This is a genomic window from Microcoleus sp. F4-D5, assembly GCF_036704885.1.
Taxonomy (GTDB): domain Bacteria; phylum Cyanobacteriota; class Cyanobacteriia; order Cyanobacteriales; family Microcoleaceae; genus Microcoleus.
In genome coordinates this window covers 1-18,697 of the sequence record NZ_JAUBSX010000043.1, presented here as the reverse complement: position 1 = coordinate 18,697, position 18,697 = coordinate 1, and the positions used below count along the sequence as shown (strand labels likewise).

Genomic DNA, 18,697 nt, shown 5'->3' with positions numbered 1-18,697 from the left:
CTAAGAGGTTGCTTCTCCCACCACTTCTGTACGAGCAATATCTTCAGCCTTTTTGGGAACCATAAACTTGCCAAATTGTACGTACAAAGCCGGAAGTACCAGCAGAGTTAAAGCAGTAGAAGTAAACAATCCTCCCAATACTACAACAGCTAGTGGTTGAAGAATTTCTTTTCCTGCTCCACTACCAATTACTAAAGGTCCCATACCCAGAGCTGATGACAGTGCGGTCATTAAGATAGCAGCTAACCTTTCTAACGATCCTTCCATCAAAGTCTGCGACAAAGGCTGTCCTTCCGCCATCCTAGAATTGTAGTTTTCAACCAGCAATAGTCCATTGCGTGTAGCAACGCCGAATAAAGTAATAAATCCTACCATCGAAGCTACAGATAGAATACCGCCAGACAAGGCGATGGAAATGACTCCACCGACTAATGCCAAAGGTAAGTTGATCAAAATCATAATGGTAGCAGGAATCGATTTTACAGCAAAGTAAATCAGGATAGCAATAGCTATAAAAGCTAACGATCCAGCCCAAAGTAGAGTTTTTGTGGCTCCCTCTTGCGCTTCAAATTGACCGCCGTATTCAATATAATATCCTGAAGGTAGTTGTACTTCTTGCTTAACTTTGTCTCGAATATCTTTGATAACAGAACCCAAATCTCGTCCAGAGACATTGGAAGATACTACAATAAATCGGGACACATTTTCGCGGTTAATAGTATTGGGACCCGTTCCATAATCAATTTTGGCAACTTGGGCTAAGGGAATTTTCTGTCCGCTAGGAGTGTCAACTAACAAATTGCTGATGACTTCTATATCGTGACGGTATTTTTCTTGCAACCATACAACGAGGTCAAAAATTTGTTGTTGTTCCAAGACTTGGGAAACAACTCTCCCATTGAGTGCTGTTTCGATCGTATCTGATAGTTCTCCAATGGTTAGACCATAACGAGCAGCCGCATCGCGATCGAACTGAATTTGCACCTGTTTCATCGGTACTTGGGGTTCGAGTTGCAAGTCTACTAACCCAGAAACCTCGCTCATAGCCGATTGTACTTGTTTGCCGAGAGTGCGGAGTTGTTCCAAGTCGGGACCAAAAATTTTCACAGCGATCGCACTCCGCACCCCAGAAAGCACTTCATCCATGCGGTGGGAAATAAAACCACCGATATTGGGAACTACTCCGGGAATTTTCTCAAATTCTTCCCGTATCATTTCGATTGTTTTGTCTCGATCTTTTCCTCCCTCCTCACTCAATTGGACATCCAATTCTCCAGCGTTGACACCCGCTACCTCAGTATCGCCTTGAGCGCGTCCCGATCGGAACTGAACAGCTTCAATTCGAGGGTCTTTTTTGAGGGTTGTTTCTACCGCCAAACCGACTTGATTAGTAGCATTTAGAGATTCACCAGGCATGAGAACTGTGGCAATGACTAGGGCGCGGTCTTGAAACTCTGGTAAAAAAACTTGCCCTAACGAGGTCATAATCACGATCGCAGCTACAAAACTAGCGATCGCACCTGCCAAAATAATTTTGGGACGACGTAGAGAAAATTGCAAAAGCGGGCGATAAAGGCGATGGGAAAATCGTTCAACCCAAGTTTCCGTATTCGGCAGTCGTTGATTTACCAGCAACAGAGCGCATAATGCCGGAGTCAATGTCAGTGCTACCAATGTAGAAGCTGCAATTGACAATAAATACGCCACACCCATTGGCGTAAAAATCCTACCTTCCACACCGGAAAGGGCAAAGATTGGTGCAAATACGACTGCGATAATAATTGTCGAAAACAGCACGCTCACCCGCACCTCTACTGAGCCATTAAAAACAACTTGCAATGGTGGTACAGGATTGCCTGCCATCTGGTTTTCTCGCAAGCGGCGGTAGACATTCTCCATATCCACAATTGCGTCATCCACTACCGAACCAATAGCAACAACAAGTCCACCTAAAGTCATCGTGTTAATGCCTTCTCCCGTCCAATTAAGAATCATCATTCCCAGCAACAACGATACGGGAATCGCGCTCAAACTAATAATGACAGTGCGCCAATTCATCAGAAATAGAATCAAGATAACACAAACAATGATGGTGCCATCCCGTAAAGCTTCTTCAACGTTTTTAATAGAGGCTTCAATAAAATCTTCTTGGCGGAAAGTTTCAGTGACTTTAACATCTTTAGGCAAGCTGGCTTTTAGTTCCTCCATTGCTGTTTCAACCACCTTCGTAACGGTCGGAGTATCAGCAGTTGGCTGTTTGTTGACAGTCAAAATCACCGCTTTCTTCCCCGCAAAACTGCCATCTCCGCGTTTGAGTGCTGCACCAATTTGTACATCCGCCACTTGTTCGAGAAGTACAGGTCTGCCATTACTGGCTTTAATAACCGATTTTTTGAGCTGTTCTATAGATTCAATCCGCCCAACACCGCGTACCAAACTTTCTTGGTCGGGAGTAATTAAAAATCCCCCTGGTGCATTGGCGTTCGCTGCTTCTGCTGCTTTAGTGACATCATCAAGGGAAACATTAAACGCTTTCAGTTTATCTAGGTTTACCAAAACTTGATACTGACGTTCATCCCCACCAAAAACCACAATATTACTAACACCAGGGACAGCCAACAGGCGGTTTTTCACTTGCCAATTGACAATCCGCCAAACCTCCATTAGGGGAGTGGTTTCAGAGGTGAAGGCGTATTTAACAGTCCATCCTAGAGGCGAACTGACGGGAAGAACCTCTGGGTTTTCCACGCCTCGCGGTAGCTGGCTGCGTGCTTGTTGCAACCGTTCTGTTACCAATTGGCGGGCGCGGTAAATTTCGGTGTCCCAGCTAAAGGTAGCTCTCACAGCAGAAAGACCGACAGCAGAGGAAGAACGCAATGTTTCTAGTCTAGGAGTTCCGTTAATCGCACTTTCTATCGGTCGGCTGACTAGGGATTCTACTTCTTCTGGAGCAAGTCCTGGAGCTTCGGTCATGATTTCGACTTGGGGTGGTGCAAAGCTGGGAAATACGTCCAGCGGCATTTGCGTTAATACGCGGAAACCCCACAGACTAATCAAAATCGAGGCTAGAACTACCAGCCAGCGTTGAGCTATTGACCATTTGACAACGGAGTTAAGCATAATGTCATTCGCATAGGTATAGTTAGAAGGGATTTTCAGCAAGAAAATCAATTTTCCACACTAACTTTGGCAACTCGACCATCCTCAACAACTGGCTGAGTTGGTTTCGTGATTAGAAACTTGCCAAATTTAGCGTATAAGGCTGGCAACACCAATAGGGTTAAAGCGGTAGAAGTAAACAACCCACCTAACACCACAATCGATAGCGGTTGCAAAATTTCCTTACCAGGTCCAACAGCTACTACTAACGGCACCAAACCCAAAGCTGAAGTTAAAGAAGTCATCAAAATAGCATTGAGTCGTTCCATTGAACCAGAAATCAAAACTTCTTTTAAAGACATTCCGGCTGCAAACTTAGTGGTGTAATTGTCCACTAATAGCAATCCGTTACGAGTCGCAACTCCAAACAAAGTGACAAACCCCACCAGCGACGCAACCGAAATAACGCCTCCAGTGAATGCCACCGCAATCACGCCTCCGACTAAAGCGATGGGTAGGTTAATCATAATCGTTGCAGTCGAAGCGATCGACTTAACAGAAAGGTACATCAGTACGGTAATGACTGCAAAAGAAATGGCACTAAAAATAAACAGGTTTTTAGAAGCTCTTTCTTCTGCTTCAAATTGACCCCCGTACTGAATGAAATATCCAGAAGGTAGCTGAATTTGCGCCTTCACTTTATTTTGGATATCCGTGACGATCGATCGCAAATCTCTCCCTTTGGCATTGGCGGATACTACAATCAGACGCGAAACATTTTCGCGGTTGATGGTATTTGGTCCAGTGCCGTAATCAACTTTAGCTACCTTTGCCAAAGGAATTTTATTCCCATCCGGCGTATCAACTAACAAATTTTCAATTGTTTCTAGATTGTTGCGATATTGGGGTTGCAACCAAACAACTAAGTCAAAACTTTGTTGTTTCTCCAAAACTTGAGAGACGACTTTGCCATTCAGCGCTGTTTCGATAATATTAGAAAGTTGCCCGATCGTTAACCCATAGCGGGAGGCAGCCACGCGATCGAATTTTATTTGAATTTGTTCGATGGGAACTTGCGGTTCGAGTTGTAAGTCTACAAGGCCCGGTACAGATTTCATCGCCTCTTCGACTTGTTTGCCAATGGTGCGAAGTTCTTCTAAATCAGCTCCAAATATTTTGACCGCGATTTGACTTCTGACTCCCGATAATATTTCATCAATTCGGTGGGAAATAAACCCACCAATATTAGGTGCAGCGCCGGGAATTTTATTGAACTCTTCCCGCAGCATTTTAACCGTTTCTTCCCTGTTTTCCATACCTTTATCGTTCAATCCAATATCCAAGTGAGCCAGATTTACAGGTGCAGCATCGGGGTCATTTGGGGCGCGTCCTGCCCTTAATTGAACGTACTTTAATCTGGGGTCATCTTTGAGTTTAGATTCTAGGACAAAAGCTGCACTGTTTGTGGCTTCTAAAGATAAACCCGGATAAAGTGCTAAAGTATTGACCAAGGTTGATTCCTGAAATTCTGGGAGAAATGCCCGTCCCAAAGTGGGAAAAATGATAATTGCTGCGACCATTGCAGAAAGCGCGATTGCTATCACAATTTCAGACATCCGGAGCGCTAAATTTAAAAAAGGAGAATAAAGTCTTTTACAAAATCTCGGAATCCAAGGCTCAATTTCTGGCATTTTTCCGTGGGGCAATAAAAGCGCACACAGAGCGGGACTAATCAGCAAAGATTCTAAACTTGAAACAATAACAACCACCAGATAAGTTATCCCCATAGGCCCAAAAATCCGACCTTCCACGCCCTCTAGGGCAAACACTGGTGCAAAAACGACGATCGTAATTAAAGTAGCGCCGATCAACGATTCCCGGACTTCCTGACCGCCTTCAAAGATGACTTCTAGTACGGGGCGAGGGTTTGATGAATATTTATTTTGTCGCAAATTCCGATAAGTATTTTCCGCATAGACAATGGCATCATCAATTGCCGTACCAATTGCTACTGCTAACCCTCCCAATGTCATTGTATTCAGCCCCAAACCGAGCCAAGATAATATCTGCAATGCCAATAAAAATGTCAGAGCAAAATCTAACAAGACAACTGTCAGCGTTCGCCAATTCATTAAAAAAGGAATGAGAACGATCGCAGCAATGATGCTACCTTCAACTAATGCAGACCGGACATTTTCTACCGAAGCATCGATATAATCTGCCTGACGGAATGTTTCCGTAACTTTGATTTCTTTGGATAGACCTGCTTTTAACTCTTCCATTGCTGTGGCAATGGCGCGAGTAACGGTGGGAGTATCTGCAAGCGGCTGTTTGTTAACCATAATTACCACAGCATCTTTCCCATTCAAACTGCCATCGCCAATTTTGACAGCGCCACCAATTTTGATCTCGGCAACATCGCCTAATCTAACTGGCGTTCCTTGACGAGCAACGATCGCAGATTGCTGGAGATCGTCGATGGTTTCAACTCGTCCGATTCCCCGGATTAAAGTTTGTTTATCTGGAGTCATTAACAAGCCGCCAGGAGCATTAACATTGGCAGCTTGTACGGCGTCGCTAACCTGCTGTAAAGAGACGTTAAAAGCTCGCAATTTGTTGGGGTCTACTAATACTTGATATTGGCGGACTTCCCCGCCATAAATCAATACCTGACTGACTCCAGGAACTGCTAAAAGGCGATTTCTGATTTGCCAATCGACTATTCGACGCACTTCCATGAGGTCGATTTTAGATTGTGCTTCTGGTTTTTCTTCTACGGTTAAGGCATATTTTAATACAGTTCCAATCGGAGAACTAATAGGCGCAATTCTGGGGGGGTCTACGCTTTCTGGTAAACTGCTGGCAGCTTGTTGCAATCTTTCTGTAACTAACTGGCGAGCTTGATAGATATCGGTTCCCCATTTAAAAATAACTCGAACAACCGAAAGACCTGCGGATGAAGAAGAGCGAACTGTGGTGATTCCAGGGGTGCCATTAATTGCGCTTTCAATAGGTAAAGTGACTAAAGATTCGATTTCTTCTGGTGCAAGTCCTGGGGCATCTGTTTCAATTTCAACTTGGGGGGGTGCGAAGTTGGGGAACACATCCAGCGGCATTTGGGGGATGGTGTTGAATGCGATGATTAATGTAGAAACGATCGCTGCAATGACTACAAGCCAACGTCTGCTGATGACCCACTTAGCAACAAAACTAATCATTTGAGTTTACAGGTTAGATTCAGGAAAGATTTTGCACGGCGAGGTTGGAAAATTGGTTGCGAGTGCGATCGCGAATAGACTTCTCCATAAAACCAGCTAAAAGACAGGCAGGATGCTTACCCCACAAGAGTTTTTGGATAGCTTTAATGGGTAAAACTCCGGCTTCCTTTGGGTAAGTTTTCATTTTTTAGTGGGAATGGGGCAGATTTTCCTGGTCTTCCAGTGGTACAGCTACAGCAGACAAAGTTGGCTCTTTGTGGTTATCGAGATAAACCTCTGTTGCATAAATGAAGGATACTTGCGCGTTCGGGTGCGATTCCCTTGCAGGAACGCTGCGCGAACGCATTTGACGGCGATTCCAAAAAGCACCAGATAGGAACGCCGCCCCACCAAATACGCTTGCTCCAGCTACTCCCACTGACCACCAAGGCAATGACAATGGCAATGGGAAGCTGTTAGTTTTAACCTCTTTACCTGCCGATTTTTCTTCTTCCCCATCTGCGTGTCCGTCTTCTTTGGGTTTACTACCCCCCCGCAAAGACTGGGCGTAAAGTTGTGGCGCTCGCTGAGTTACTACCAAATCTCCCTCAAATAAACCACTTTTTACTTCAACTAAATCCCCAGACTTTTGACCTAAAGTTACTTCAGCCGACTGGAAGGTCTTACCATTTTGGACGTAGACCAATTTTTTGCCATTGGCATCTACCACCGCTGTAAAAGGAACTGCTAATAAAGGTGCTGATGTTTGATCTGTGAGTACCTCTAGTTCGGCAAACATTCCAGGCTTTAGTTCCCCGTCGGGATTAGTCAGTTCGGCTTGAACTGGCACTATTCGCGTTTCTCCTTCCACCACCGAACCAATCCGCGTAATTCTTCCTTCAAAAGTACGGTCAGGTAGAGAAGCAATTTTCACCCTGACTCGTTGACCCATCTTGACTTTGTTTAAATCTTTTTCATAAATATTCGCCGTAGCTAAAACCCCGCTGTCGTTGATAATTGTCATCAGTTTGCCACCCGCATCTTGAAGCGATTGACCGATGCTAATAGAGCGGTCTGCAATTGTGCCAGAAATGGGAGCCGTTATTGTTATTAATCCTGTGGCATCCGCACGAGTTCCCAGTTGTTGCAACCGAGTTTGATAAGTGGTGTTGCTCAATTGCAACCGAGATTTAGCTACATCCATATCTGACTGAGCGCGTGTGAGTTGCGCTTCTGCTTCTAAAACTTCCCGGCGAGTTTCCACTCTGCTAAGTAAAGCTCGTGCTTCTGCAACCTTTGCTTGGGAATCCCGCAATTCCCGGAGTGGCAAATCTACCTCAGCGCGTTTGACTTCAGATTCGGCTTGGACTACTTCCGGACTGCTTGTCGCCTTAGCAAGTTCAGCTTTGGCTCTTTCTAGGCTGGCTTGCGACTCCAGCATCTGCCGTCGCGGCAATGCCCCTTGTTCCACCAACATCTTATCTTTGTCATAGCGTTCTCGAGCGACTGCTACTTCCGTCGTAGCTTGAGCGATTTGGGCTTGGGCGATTTGCAACTGACGCCGATAGTTTTCTTGGGCTACTTTCAAGACCGAACGCTGGGAAATCACAGCTCGATCGCGGTTAAACTGTGCTTGGGCGGCTGCCAGTTGGGTGCGGGCTTGGGCGATTTCGGCATTTGATATTGTTTGCTGTCGTTCCAGGTTTTCTTTGGCTAGTTTTAAGTCCGCTTGCGCCTTTTCCAACGCTGCTTGTGCGTCTGCCTGTTTTTCCTGGGAGTTCACCCGCAATTCCACCAATTCAGGACTGGATAAAACTGCGAGGGGTTGACCCGCCTTCACTTTAGTTCCCGGTTGTACCAATAACTCAACTACTTTTGCTGTCAGCGGTGCAGTTACTTCCACTCTTTGGTTGGGCAGGGTTTCGATTTGACCTGTGGTTTTGATGCCAATATCAAGGGGACGAGGGGCGATGCGCTCGACTTTAACTTCTAGCAATTTGGCTGTTTCTGCATCAATTTCAACAGTTCCCGTTGGTTCGCTTCCACCTTGAAATTCACTGGCACCGCTATGATCGTGTCCTGCACCCGCTAACACAGCATTCGGAGGCGTCAGTACCAGACTCAGGATTGCCAAAGATACGCAACTCAGCGTCACAGAAAGTTGAAAACGGTTAGATATGCCCATCACTAAGAATTTCCTTGAATCACAAGGGAGTGAAGTTTGGTTTGACTGTTGACAATTTAAGCAGGAAGTTATATACACTTTCAGCTAGCTTAGAGAGCTTACCAGCGCTAACTACTTAGTTTTTCACACCCAAATGAAATGGATGTGAAATTTTTCAGAAAGTAGAGATGAGGTAGAAGTGCATCTTTTCAAGTTCTTGACTATTGCCTTCTACGCTGTAATGCGGACGATAGCGTACCCCGTCGCGCAGACGCCTTTAGAACGACTTCTCGAACAGTAACAACAAGTAACAACTCAGCCAAAGTGTATTTTATTACTGGTTCTTGAGTTTAAATGCCTTTAGTCACTTGCCAAAATCTACTATCTATGCAGCAAAAAAACGTCACACCCGCTCACCAGAATCACCCTGTAGTTGAAAATTTTTCTCTACAGAGCCAGTCCAGTGCATTAGAACCTTGTTCGCAATGGGTGCAGCGATTAATCCGTCGCGCCCCGATCCGACAAAAAATTGGCTTGGGGTATGCTGTGGCGCTTGGTATTGCTGTTTTGGGAGCAATCGCCGGACAGCTAGTAGGAGATTTTTACACCAAACAAGCTTCGCAGAGATTAAACATTGAATAAGAAGAAGCACAGATTCTAAGCGAACTTACAATTGCTGTGGTACAGACACAATCCCATCAGCAAGAGATGGTTATTCTCTTAGGCAATCCCGCGCAGTTTGAACACGAACGTGCTGAATTAAAAAAATATGTCAAACAAAGCCAATACTTGTTTTTGGAATTACAGTCTTTGATTGACAAAAACTCCAAAAATCCAAATACCGAACTCGAAGAATTAAAAAAATTTACACAAACTTTACCTAGCACGATAGAAGCTTACAACCAAAAACAGCAAACTCTTCTCAAAAAAATCGATTCAAAGAGTTTGCAGCCGGGAAAAATTTCCGCAGCCCAAGCGTTACTTGGGAATTTTACTAAAAGCAAGGAGGCGGTGGAGTTTAATCAACTTTCAGAGGACTTATCAAAACTGGTTAAACTTGCTTATCAGGGACAGGATAAGGCAGAAGATGATTGGTATCGCGCCCAAAACGTGTGTGTTAAAATAACGATTGCTAGTCTTTTGCTGTCGATCGCGATCGCCACAATTTTAGCAGTTTACACCAGTCGTGGAATTTCTCGTCCCCTAGAAGCGATCGCTAAAGTCGCTCAACAAGCCACAAAAGAATCCAATTTTAACCTAAAAGCCTCGGTCACAACCCAAGATGAAGTAGGTACATTAGCCACCGTCGAGTTGTCCCGGAACTCACGGAAGAGATTACCGAAAAATTTTTTGGAGATCGAGGTGATATTTCTTCACGTTTATTCAAACAACTGCATGAAAAAGGACTACAGTTGATAACCCGACTCAAGAAAAATATGAAAAATAAACTGATGCTCCTTTCAGATAAAATGCGATTAAATCAGAGAGGAATCATTGAGTCAGTCAATGACAAATTAAAAAAATATGTGTCAAATTGAACATACAAGACATCGAAAAGTTGCTAATTTTATGGTGAACTTAGTAGCAGGATTAATTGCTTATACATACCAGCCTCAAAAACCTTCCCTGTATGACATTGATGCCCCTATTTACAATTTTAGTTAGTTCAGTTAATAGTGATGGTGTCGGATCGATCGCGCTTATGGGAGTTTTGGCCCCGGATGACGTTGACACCCTGGCTGTAATTTTTCTGTTGAGATATTTGTTAACTGTAAAACATCTGGATGTGTTGTTCATAATGTAACAAATAAGTTTGGTCTGAGGTATTTATTGGCACATTTAATACATACTTATTACAATAAAAATTTAGTCCGCACAAATTTCATTTAGTCCGCAACAAAATTTCACTTAGTCCGCACAAATTTCATTTAGTCCGCAACAAAATTTCACTTAGTCCGCACAAATTTCATTTAGTCCGCACAAATTTTATTTAGTCCGCACAAATTTCATTTAGTCCGCACAAATTTCATTTAGTCCGCACAAATTTCATTTAGTCCGCGAACCCACATCTATGGCTGACTCATCCCAGATTAATTTGTCTCGCTACTTATACACTATCGGGTCTGGTTAAGGTTGGGGTTAGCATAAAATTTCATTTTCTCGGCAAAATGTGTCGGAAAATTTCATTATCTATGCGAATTCTCAATTTGAGGCAACCCAATTTCATTTGAATTTCATTTAATCTGCGAAATGCTCCCGGCCCGAACCCTTATGGTGTCGTTACCTGAATTTCATCTTTTCTGCGAACCCACACACAGTACGCAGGCCAGTGCTGCCAGTGCTACTATAGCACATACAGGCATACCCGCTCGGAAATAGTCAGGGGGTTGAGTATGCCTTAAAAGCACGCGCTGCGGCATACTGCGAGCCGATCGCGGGAGCGCCAGCAGCGAGCCTTCCCCCAGTCCGGCTCTAGGAGAAGTCCGGCAGTCCAGCAAACAAGCTCGCCAAAAGCAACTACTATCCCGAACCAGAGAGCCGATGGCAACCAAAAACGTCAGAATTGTGGGCTACCTGCCATTCGAGCAACACCAAAAGTTACGCGACTACATGGCAGAGCAGTCTTTGACCGAAAGCGCCGCGCTCGTGAAAATCATCAAGCAATTCTTTGAAGCTGCCCCAGCAATTTCGGCCGTTGCGGTAGCTTCTGAAACCAGGGAAAATTTCGCCCGACTTCAAGCAGAAATTGCTGGTTTGCAAGGGCGAGTTGCAGCCTTAGAAGCAGGAGGAGGAAAACGCCAATTCAATAAAAGTTCCCCGCCTCATTTTTCAGCAGGGCAGCCTGCAATGAAGCTGCGACCCCTGAAAGCTGTCGATTTAGCAAAACGGTTGGGAGTGAGTGCCGAAGCTGTTGAGAGCGCCGCATCAGGCGGCAGCGCTTCCTTCTTGGAATGGAGCAAGCGGCGAGATCCGGCTTCGCGGGCGTGGCTTCATCAGGGCAACCTCTTCCACCCGCAGCAAGATTGAGGCTTGCAGCGAACAAGAGTGCTAGCGGTGATCGAGTAATGCAGCCAATAGTTTGACGGTCGCACCCGAGCGGAGCATTCCCAATCGGAAGCAACGCCCTTAGAATTAGTTGTAGAAGGCATTACCGCGCCAGAAATCAAACAGCGTACTGGAGCGTTCGTGGCGGGAAATAATGCTGCATTAATTGCGTTAGCGGGTGCACCTACAAACCTGCTTTTAGGAGAATTGTTGTTGATGTGGCTTAAATACGGCGTTGCTCCCGGTGGAGAACTGACGGGCATTGATGGAGTTGTGCGGGGAAAAACTCAACTAACTTGTCTCTATTGTGGTGGTGGATTGACAGCAAAAAAGGGTTCAGTGAAAGAACATCACTTCGCGCACACCGGGGAAACTTGCAAGCCCGTGTCGCAGCGGATTAAAACCAAAGCTTTTCCCTCGCTTCCGCTCTACGACAGCTTCAATATCGAACTCAAGGGTGAGGAACTAGAGCAACTAAAAGTGCTGTGGAAAGAGTACGGCGCACGGGATTACGCCATTCCCAAAGACTTGGTAAACTTTCGATGGCAGTTGAAGGGATTGCTGGAGTCGGAAGGATCTCGCTCTTATCGGTTTACCGACTTGGGTAAAATCCCAATGGGCGCGCTTCCCCTGGCATCGTTCAACAAAGTTCAAGAGCCACTACTGAAGGGGGAGTTAGTTAAGTTAGAACGCTCAGCAGCGGTGGCTTTATCTGCGGGTTTATCTTGTTTGGAAGAACGGCGGGCTGATTTGCTGATTTATCGATCTCAGCTTCGTCGGATTCTGTCGAACTCGCTCTACTTTCTTGAGGTAAAAGCTGACGGTCAAACGTTCTATAAAATTGGGATTACGACTCGATCGATCTCCGAAAGAATCGCCGAGGTGCAGCGGGATGTGAGGGTGCATTACTCGGATGTTACTGTCAACTTGCTGGGATTCTGGGAGAGTCGGGGGAATGTGGAACTGTACTTCAAACACCGATACAAAACGTTTAATTACCGCATCGGTACGCTAACGGAGTATTTTCAGTTCCCCGAGGTCAAGGCTGTGTTGAATGATTTGTACGGGATGGAGCCGCCTGCGTTATTTGCTGGTGAGGTCGATGCCCGTGCTAAAATCAAATCGCTTGAGCTCGCGTAAAAAACGATAATGAAAAAACATCGAGATAGTTATCATCATTAAAATTTAATATTTTCTAAATTTACTAGAGAGATATATAGCCTTTCTGGTGGTATTTGAGGTACAGAAAAATGCTCAAAACCACTGAAATCCACAGCATCTGGTGTACCTCATGTTAATGAGAAGTGCTAGATTCGCCAACTTATTATTAATAAAAACTTTCTAACTGTAATATTCATTATCCAACGACAGCGTTCAGGCGACTAGCGTCGCATCCTCCTAGGTAAGCTGTAACTGCCTTACCGACTGATGCAATTAATCACCCTTACCGATTTAAGCTTTCTAGCCCATCCGACACAACTAGCAGTTCCCATTGAATTGGAACAAGAGGAATTTCAACTAATAATGAAACAAACTTTCTTGAAACTCCCTACTGAACCCCTGCTACTTGCAAATCCAAAAGTGGATAGGTGGATTATGGAAGTCAGCTTGCTATTTCCAGAGGTATTTGAATGGGAACCCCCTAAATTCTTAGTCGATACTCAGTTTAGCGCTAAGCTTAATAAAGATGTATGCGTACAAATCAACGCCAATGCAGCTTTTCTGGAACATCAATCCGTCCATTTAATTGAATGGGCAATCCGCCATCCTGCATTAAATTGGTGCGATCGAGTAAAATTGTGGACAGCAGCCGAATCTCTCTCGCTGCCACCAGAAAATATCAAGCTGACCGTGTTAGCGCTGCACCCCACCCATCCAGGGACGAGACACCTCATCAGTTGGGACAGCCGACAACACGCAGAGGCGAAAAACTGGCTCGCGTCCCTGCTGGCCAGACAGGCGAGATCGCCTGTTGCTGCTCGAAGAACATCACCGCCTGCGCTCGCGTCCCTAACTGATTTCGACATTGAGGAAATTCCAGAGCTAGAGATTTAAAGTATTGTCGCTAGCTAAGAATGCGATCGCAACTGTTGCTATCCGCATCGATCCCAACTTCCAGTCAACACTGATGGAAAATTTTCCATCGCGATTGTTGCTATCCGCATCAATCCCAACTTCCACTCAACACTAGACATCTCCTAAAAAGAAATTAGGTATGGGGGTTCTTTATCCTTCTGTGGGGCTAAGAGTGAAGCATTTGGGTCTAAAATATTGGGTTTTTAGCATAAATTGTCGCCCCCTTGCTTCACCCCTACATCGATCGAACCGCTGAAGATTCTTTTTAGGAGATGTCCACTGATGGAAAATTTTCCATTTGCTCCCCCACCAGCCTAGCGCTTGCCAATATCACCCGTGGCAAAAACCCGCCTGGAACGCCCAGTTTTACTGACAACTGAGTCTAGCGGGTCAGAGCCAAATTTCTTGAGAGAAGCTGGCGGCGTCGGCGATTGGGATGGAACGTTACCTCCGGCGTCTGGCAGAGGCAGCATCCGTTCTGCTTCCTCAATGCGATCGTACAAAGCGGCGGTAAGCTGGTCAAGACTTGCAAGTTGCACCCGACTCTCCAGCCGTAGCCTAACCTCTGCATCCCAAAGAGCCTCGCTCTCGCTTTGCCGCTGCAAGTCTGCTTTGGGAATAGGTATAGTCAGCGCGTAAGGAATTGACCCCTCGCCGCCGGAACTGTAGCCGGGGTTCGTAATTACACACCGCCCCTGGGGAAACCGCAAAATTTCGTCCACCGAAAACAACGGCATTTTTTGAAGCGACTCGTTCCAACTAATAGATTGATTGCTTTGAGATTGGCCGCCCATTGAACGGCTGGTGGACTTGCTTTTCAGCAAAACTTCTTTTTCTCCGTAGCGTTCGGAGTATTTTTTTGCAGTATCAGTGTTACCCGGATTGAATAAAATATGAGTGCTGCAAGCAGAGGCGATCGCCGCCCCCATTTTCTCTCCGTACCCTTCATACAGTTGCTCCAAACTCTGAATTCCTAGAATGAAACAAGCTCCATTCGAGCGATATTCGTTAATCCACTGCGGCATCCGATCCAATCGAATGGAGGGAAATTCATCGAGGGAAATAACCAGCGGATCTTTCCGAGGGCGGCTTAAGTTGGACACAACCAGGAGGTGAATCGCTGCTGCAAGCAGAGGCCCCACGACGGAGCGCCGCTCGTCATCTAATTTGAAAACAATCATCTGTCGGCCTTCTATTTTCGTCGGGATGTCCGACTTTCCCAAAAATGCTCGCAACAGGTCAGCTTGGATAAAACTGCTGAAGGTTCCGGCCGCTGTCGTCAGAATTCCCGAAATAGTTTTTTCTGCTTCTTTGGCACTCAAAAATTGGTTGAAGCTGGTGGCAACCCACTCATCAATTTGACGAGATTGAACCGCATAGTCAATCCGCTTTACCAAATTTGGCAACCTCAAAATTGCATAGAGCATTGCCATATCTGGATACCTAGAACCCTTAACTAATTGAAGGAGTGCTTTAGCCAATAAGTCTCCAGCTTTTGAGAAAAATTCATCACTTTTTCCATTGCCTGAACTTGCATTTCTATTAATAACCTGACCGATTTCCCCAGCCATGACCGAATCTTGAGGGGACTTCATAAAGTCGAGGGGATTAATGATGCCTGAATAAGGTTCTCCCGGTGCAAATACCCACACTTGGTAGCCATACCGCGCTGCCAGAGGTGCGTGGAGTTTGAGCTGGTTACCTAAGCACAAACGTCACCGTTTGTACTCGGCTTCAAAACCGGACGTAAACCTTTCGATTTATCCGGCTCCTCAGTGATTTGGTGCTTGTCATGCACACCACCAGCCACTCTATCGAGGGCTGTTTTAACATCGTGACAATGACGGTGTAGTAGCTGGAGATTTCGATACTCATCCTTACCGCCTTGTGAGCGAGGGATTTTGTGATCGATTTCCATCACATCTCCGTATCTGAAAAACAATTCGCAGAGGGCGCACTTTCCCTTTTGCCACTTCAAGAGCTTGGAAACTCTATGAGGGGCTTCGGGGTGTTTACCCATTCTTGTACTCCAGTAAATGAAGTCGCCATTAAACGGACTCACATCGCCTTTCACTTTGATATGTCGAACGATAGGAGTTGCGTTGTGTTTACGCAGTATTTGAGGGTCTTTATCCTCTGAGCGCGTGGCGAACACCCATTGATCCCCGCCGATTGTCTGCCAATATTTCCGTGAGATCCATTCCCAGGATTTATCAGCATGGCGGTGTCTTGCCCAAGCCCCTAGCTTTTGGAAGATGAGGTAATCCTGATGCGAAAAGGCTTCCTTACTAACTACCGTTGAGTAGTAGTTCGACCAGCCTGAGATAATAGGATTCAGCAGTTTTATCAGCGTTGCTTGGTTTGCACCTTTGTGAGCTTCGATGATTTCTGCAATTGCCTCATAGTGTTCCTTCTGCTTCGCTTTGCTTGGGGTGATGATTGTCTTAAAACCAAGCGGTTTGCCTATTGTGTTCTTTCCTGTTTGGTGTTGACCAACTGGAAATTGTCTGATGTTGAAGCCGAGGAAATCAAACCCCGGTTGTTCATCACCATACTCATTCAGCGTGTGAGCTAAACGAGTTTTGCTTGGTTTCAGTGTCAAGCCCATGTCATTTAGCCAGTCAGCGATGATTTCATGACATTTTTGGACGACGACTAAATCTTCGTGGAGAATCACGAAATCATCGGCGTATCGGATTAGGTTCGGAGTGTTGAAATATTCACCCTTTTTATGAAACCAAGTTTCCCTTGAGCTAGCTACTAGCCTCGGAAAGACTTCTTCGATCCGATTTTCCATTCCATGTAACGCCACATTTGCCAGTAAAGGCGATAGGATGCCACCTTGAGGTGTACCTGCTTCTGTGGGGAACAGGGTTTTGCTGTCCATTACCCCTGCCTTAAGCCATGCCTTGATTTGGCGACGGATAGTTGGGGATGTGTTCAGCTTGTCAAGAAGAGCTTTATGGTCGATTTGGTCGAAGCATTTTGCAATATCTGCATCTAGCACATATTTGGCTTTGTAGCGAATTGCGTTAAAAATTGCTTCTACCGCGTCATGACATGAGCGTCCCGGACGAAAACCGTATGAGTTGCCCTCAAAGCGAGCTTCCCATTCCGGTTCTAGCGCCAGAAGAACCAGCGCTTGCAAGGCTCGGTCTTTAATCGTTGGAATGCCCAAAGGACGCTTTTCATTACTTCCGGGTTTAGGAATCCAAACCCGTCGCGTTGGTGTTGCCTTTGTACCCAGTTTTAGTTGTTCAATCAGGGAAAGTCGCTGCTGGGGTGTAAGGGCTTTTACCCCATCTATACCAGCCGTCTTTTTCCCCTGATTATCCTGGGTCACTCGTCGGACAGCAAGACTTCTTGCAGACCAGGACTTCATCAATGTTTTCTGGAGTCTGCGACAGGCTTTAACATCACCACGCTGTGAGGCTCTGAATATTCTCTTTTGCAGCTTAAACACTCGACGTTCCAGCTTGCGCCAGTCGATCGATTGCCATTCCACCGTAGTCTTTACACTCGTTTTAGACATATTCACTGCTACTTGTGACTATTCATTCCAAATCACCGTGAGTCCGTGGGCCTATCCTGGGCATTACCCCAGGCATTCGCTTCTGACTCAATCCTTCCCCCGTCTATCATGCGGTTGGAACCTTCTCAGATATTCGACCATCCGAGAGATAGACGGGGGTTACTTCGTTCCTGATAGCCATTGATTGAACCTTTAGAGTGATGCTCTCCACCGGGTTTAGCGGAAGTGCTTGCTGGTCACGGCGACACTTGCCAGCTCCATATCCTTTGCCTTTTGGCTCCAGCGTAGTCAACCTAATTTCGCTGGTTCAAGATAACGATGGTTCAAACACATCTTTGCTTTCGCTACTCATGGGTTCCTGCTAACGGGATGTCAAGCTAGGCTGCCTGATTACCGTCTTTCGCCCCGCTTCACGGATTGATGTCCAGTCTCTACCGTGGGGGTCGTGCTTTCACCGCTGCACCTGCGGGGTCGGACTTGCCAAGTGCCATGATCGTTTATTTAACGACCGTGTGGCTCCGGTCAAAGTGTTTCTTGGCTCACCGACATGGCTATCAAGTTGTCAAGGTTCACACCTTGCGGCTAATCCTCCATGTCCTTTTTAAGAGACTGGTTTCTAGCCAACGAATCGCACATCTCCTTTCTTATCGTAGAGAATAATCGGAAATCCTTGCACCATTGCACTTTCTAGCGCCCGATCGATTGTAGAAAAAGTTTTACCCGATCCGGGCGCTCCAATTACTAAAGTCGATCGTTCTGCATGAGGGAGCCAAACAGTCGGTGGAGAACCAAAAGCTGTCTGAATAGTGGTAACAAAACCCCTAAGTTTTTTGCCCTTCCACCAATAGCGAGGGCTGCCACACCATAGCGTGACTTTATTGTGTTTGCGCTCTTTAATTTGTTTCAAGGCAAGCTGAGTAGCTGCCATCTTTTCGGAAGTTCCGCACACTTTGCCAGTGGTAATTTTACCCTTTCTATTCCCCAGAAACCGAGACAGTAAGAGGAGGAATATCAGCGCTCCTATTGTTAGATATCCATCCGGGTTATTGTATTGTTGGAAGAGACCGCCTAAGTCGATTGACGATCGGGGTGTGGGTTGCTGGGTTCTCCTCTGGGTTTGAGCGATAACTGGAGTAGAGTTAGCCTGTGCTATCAAAAATTTAATCTCAAAATTCATAAGTATGTATTTGAATGCAAAAGTCGATCGCAAGAGCAATTAAATCTGACCTGACTTGTAGCTACAACTTACTGTTGCCAGACAAATAAGCTTAAATCAAAATTACTCAGTGTTAGTTCAGTCTTGGGAACGAGCAATTACAGCCAACAGTTCTAACTTTCGGTAGAAAACAACCAGCACTTGATATTATCCCTGCTAGCGCAGTCAACAGGATAGGAAGCAAAATTATTGAAAGATATTTTTACCGTGAACAAGAAACAAAAAGAGTGGCTGTCAGAGCTTTTGAAGAGACACCCGGACTATAAATTATTAAAACGCAGCACCATCAAACTAGTACACTTGGGCGTGAATAGAGCTACCATTTATATGTAGATGTAGAAGGTAGAACAGATCGATGCCCAGACTAG

General features: G+C 45.6%; 13 protein-coding genes and 1 pseudogene. 6 read left to right on the top strand and 8 right to left on the bottom strand.

All coding sequences use genetic code 11. The features are described from left to right. From QUA80_RS19690 to QUA80_RS19675, 4 genes are read right to left on the bottom strand one after another with little or no spacing between them, the layout of a single operon-like run. Nucleotides 1-3,120: an efflux RND transporter permease subunit gene (locus tag QUA80_RS19690; RefSeq protein ID WP_333426793.1), complete on the bottom strand. Its 3,120-nt coding sequence runs from the start codon at nt 3,118-3,120 to the stop codon at nt 1-3. A gap of 47 nt (nt 3,121-3,167) precedes the next feature. After that, on the bottom strand, nt 3,168-6,317 hold the full coding sequence (locus tag QUA80_RS19685; RefSeq protein WP_333426792.1) for an efflux RND transporter permease subunit: 3,150 nt from the start codon (nt 6,315-6,317) through the stop codon (nt 3,168-3,170). 19 nt (nt 6,318-6,336) lie between these two features. Beyond that, nucleotides 6,337-6,501 (bottom strand): hypothetical protein, encoded by a 165-nt coding sequence (locus QUA80_RS19680; protein WP_333426791.1) that lies wholly within the window; start codon nt 6,499-6,501, stop codon nt 6,337-6,339. Between the two features lie 3 nt (nt 6,502-6,504). Next, nucleotides 6,505-8,481, bottom strand: a complete 1,977-nt coding sequence (locus tag QUA80_RS19675) for an efflux RND transporter periplasmic adaptor subunit (protein ID WP_333426790.1) — start codon at nt 8,479-8,481, stop codon at nt 6,505-6,507. A 333-nt stretch (nt 8,482-8,814) separates the two neighbouring features. Here QUA80_RS19675 and QUA80_RS19670 point away from each other — a divergent pair, with 333 nt between their 5' ends. The 6 genes and pseudogenes from QUA80_RS19670 (at nt 8,815) to QUA80_RS19650 (ending at nt 13,560) form a co-directional block, all read left to right on the top strand. Beyond that, on the top strand, nt 8,815-9,102 hold the full coding sequence (locus tag QUA80_RS19670; protein WP_333426789.1) for a hypothetical protein: 288 nt from the start codon (nt 8,815-8,817) through the stop codon (nt 9,100-9,102). A gap of 66 nt (nt 9,103-9,168) precedes the next feature. Further along, a complete protein-coding gene (locus tag QUA80_RS19665; RefSeq protein ID WP_333426788.1) occupies nt 9,169-9,876 on the top strand; it encodes a hypothetical protein in 708 nt (235 codons plus the stop codon). Next, nucleotides 9,765-10,125 (top strand): annotated as a pseudogene (locus tag QUA80_RS33870) (transposase); the annotation flags it as partial. The gene QUA80_RS19665 and the pseudogene QUA80_RS33870, both read left to right, overlap by 112 nt. An 876-nt stretch (nt 10,126-11,001) precedes the next feature. Next, nucleotides 11,002-11,487 carry a hypothetical protein gene (locus tag QUA80_RS19660; RefSeq protein WP_333426787.1) on the top strand — a complete coding sequence of 162 codons (486 nt, stop codon included), beginning with the start codon at nt 11,002-11,004 and terminating at the stop codon, nt 11,485-11,487. Between the two features lie 159 nt (nt 11,488-11,646). Continuing rightward, nucleotides 11,647-12,645, top strand: a complete 999-nt coding sequence (locus tag QUA80_RS19655) for a GIY-YIG nuclease family protein (protein WP_333426786.1) — start codon at nt 11,647-11,649, stop codon at nt 12,643-12,645. Between the two features lie 288 nt (nt 12,646-12,933). Beyond that, on the top strand, nt 12,934-13,560 hold the full coding sequence (locus QUA80_RS19650) for a hypothetical protein (RefSeq protein WP_333426785.1): 627 nt from the start codon (nt 12,934-12,936) through the stop codon (nt 13,558-13,560). Here the strand turns inward: QUA80_RS19650 and QUA80_RS19645 are convergent. The 4 genes from QUA80_RS19645 to QUA80_RS19630 form a co-directional block, all read right to left on the bottom strand. Then, on the bottom strand, nt 13,549-13,686 hold the full coding sequence (locus QUA80_RS19645) for a hypothetical protein (RefSeq protein WP_333426784.1): 138 nt from the start codon (nt 13,684-13,686) through the stop codon (nt 13,549-13,551). The genes QUA80_RS19650 and QUA80_RS19645 overlap by 12 nt on opposite strands. Before the next feature lie 209 nt (nt 13,687-13,895). Then, on the bottom strand, nt 13,896-15,293 hold the full coding sequence (locus QUA80_RS19640) for a TraM recognition domain-containing protein (protein WP_333426783.1): 1,398 nt from the start codon (nt 15,291-15,293) through the stop codon (nt 13,896-13,898). Beyond that, nucleotides 15,284-17,113: a group II intron reverse transcriptase/maturase gene (ltrA, locus tag QUA80_RS19635; protein WP_333426782.1), complete on the bottom strand. Its 1,830-nt coding sequence runs from the start codon at nt 17,111-17,113 to the stop codon at nt 15,284-15,286. Before ltrA ends, QUA80_RS19640 begins: the two co-directional genes overlap by 10 nt. 616 nt (nt 17,114-17,729) lie before the next feature. Next, nucleotides 17,730-18,290: a type IV secretory system conjugative DNA transfer family protein gene (locus QUA80_RS19630; protein ID WP_333426781.1), complete on the bottom strand. Its 561-nt coding sequence runs from the start codon at nt 18,288-18,290 to the stop codon at nt 17,730-17,732. Between the last annotated feature and the right edge of the window lie 407 nt (nt 18,291-18,697).

What these genes read in the sequence shown, in the direction of transcription:
- QUA80_RS19660 (WP_333426787.1), top strand. Translation starts at nt 11,002, where the DNA reads ATGGCAACCAAAAACGTCAGAATTGTGGGCTACCTGCCATTCGAGCAA.
- QUA80_RS19680 (WP_333426791.1), bottom strand. Translation starts at nt 6,501, where the DNA reads ATGAAAACTTACCCAAAGGAAGCCGGAGTTTTACCCATTAAAGCTATC.
- QUA80_RS19670 (WP_333426789.1), top strand. Translation starts at nt 8,815, where the DNA reads ATGCCTTTAGTCACTTGCCAAAATCTACTATCTATGCAGCAAAAAAAC.
- QUA80_RS19690 (WP_333426793.1), bottom strand. Translation starts at nt 3,120, where the DNA reads ATGCTTAACTCCGTTGTCAAATGGTCAATAGCTCAACGCTGGCTGGTA.
- ltrA (WP_333426782.1), bottom strand. Translation starts at nt 17,113, where the DNA reads ATGTCTAAAACGAGTGTAAAGACTACGGTGGAATGGCAATCGATCGAC.
- QUA80_RS19630 (WP_333426781.1), bottom strand. Translation starts at nt 18,290, where the DNA reads ATGAATTTTGAGATTAAATTTTTGATAGCACAGGCTAACTCTACTCCA.
- QUA80_RS19685 (WP_333426792.1), bottom strand. Translation starts at nt 6,317, where the DNA reads ATGATTAGTTTTGTTGCTAAGTGGGTCATCAGCAGACGTTGGCTTGTA.
- QUA80_RS19665 (WP_333426788.1), top strand. Translation starts at nt 9,169, where the DNA reads ATGGTTATTCTCTTAGGCAATCCCGCGCAGTTTGAACACGAACGTGCT.
- QUA80_RS19675 (WP_333426790.1), bottom strand. Translation starts at nt 8,481, where the DNA reads ATGGGCATATCTAACCGTTTTCAACTTTCTGTGACGCTGAGTTGCGTA.
- QUA80_RS19650 (WP_333426785.1), top strand. Translation starts at nt 12,934, where the DNA reads ATGCAATTAATCACCCTTACCGATTTAAGCTTTCTAGCCCATCCGACA.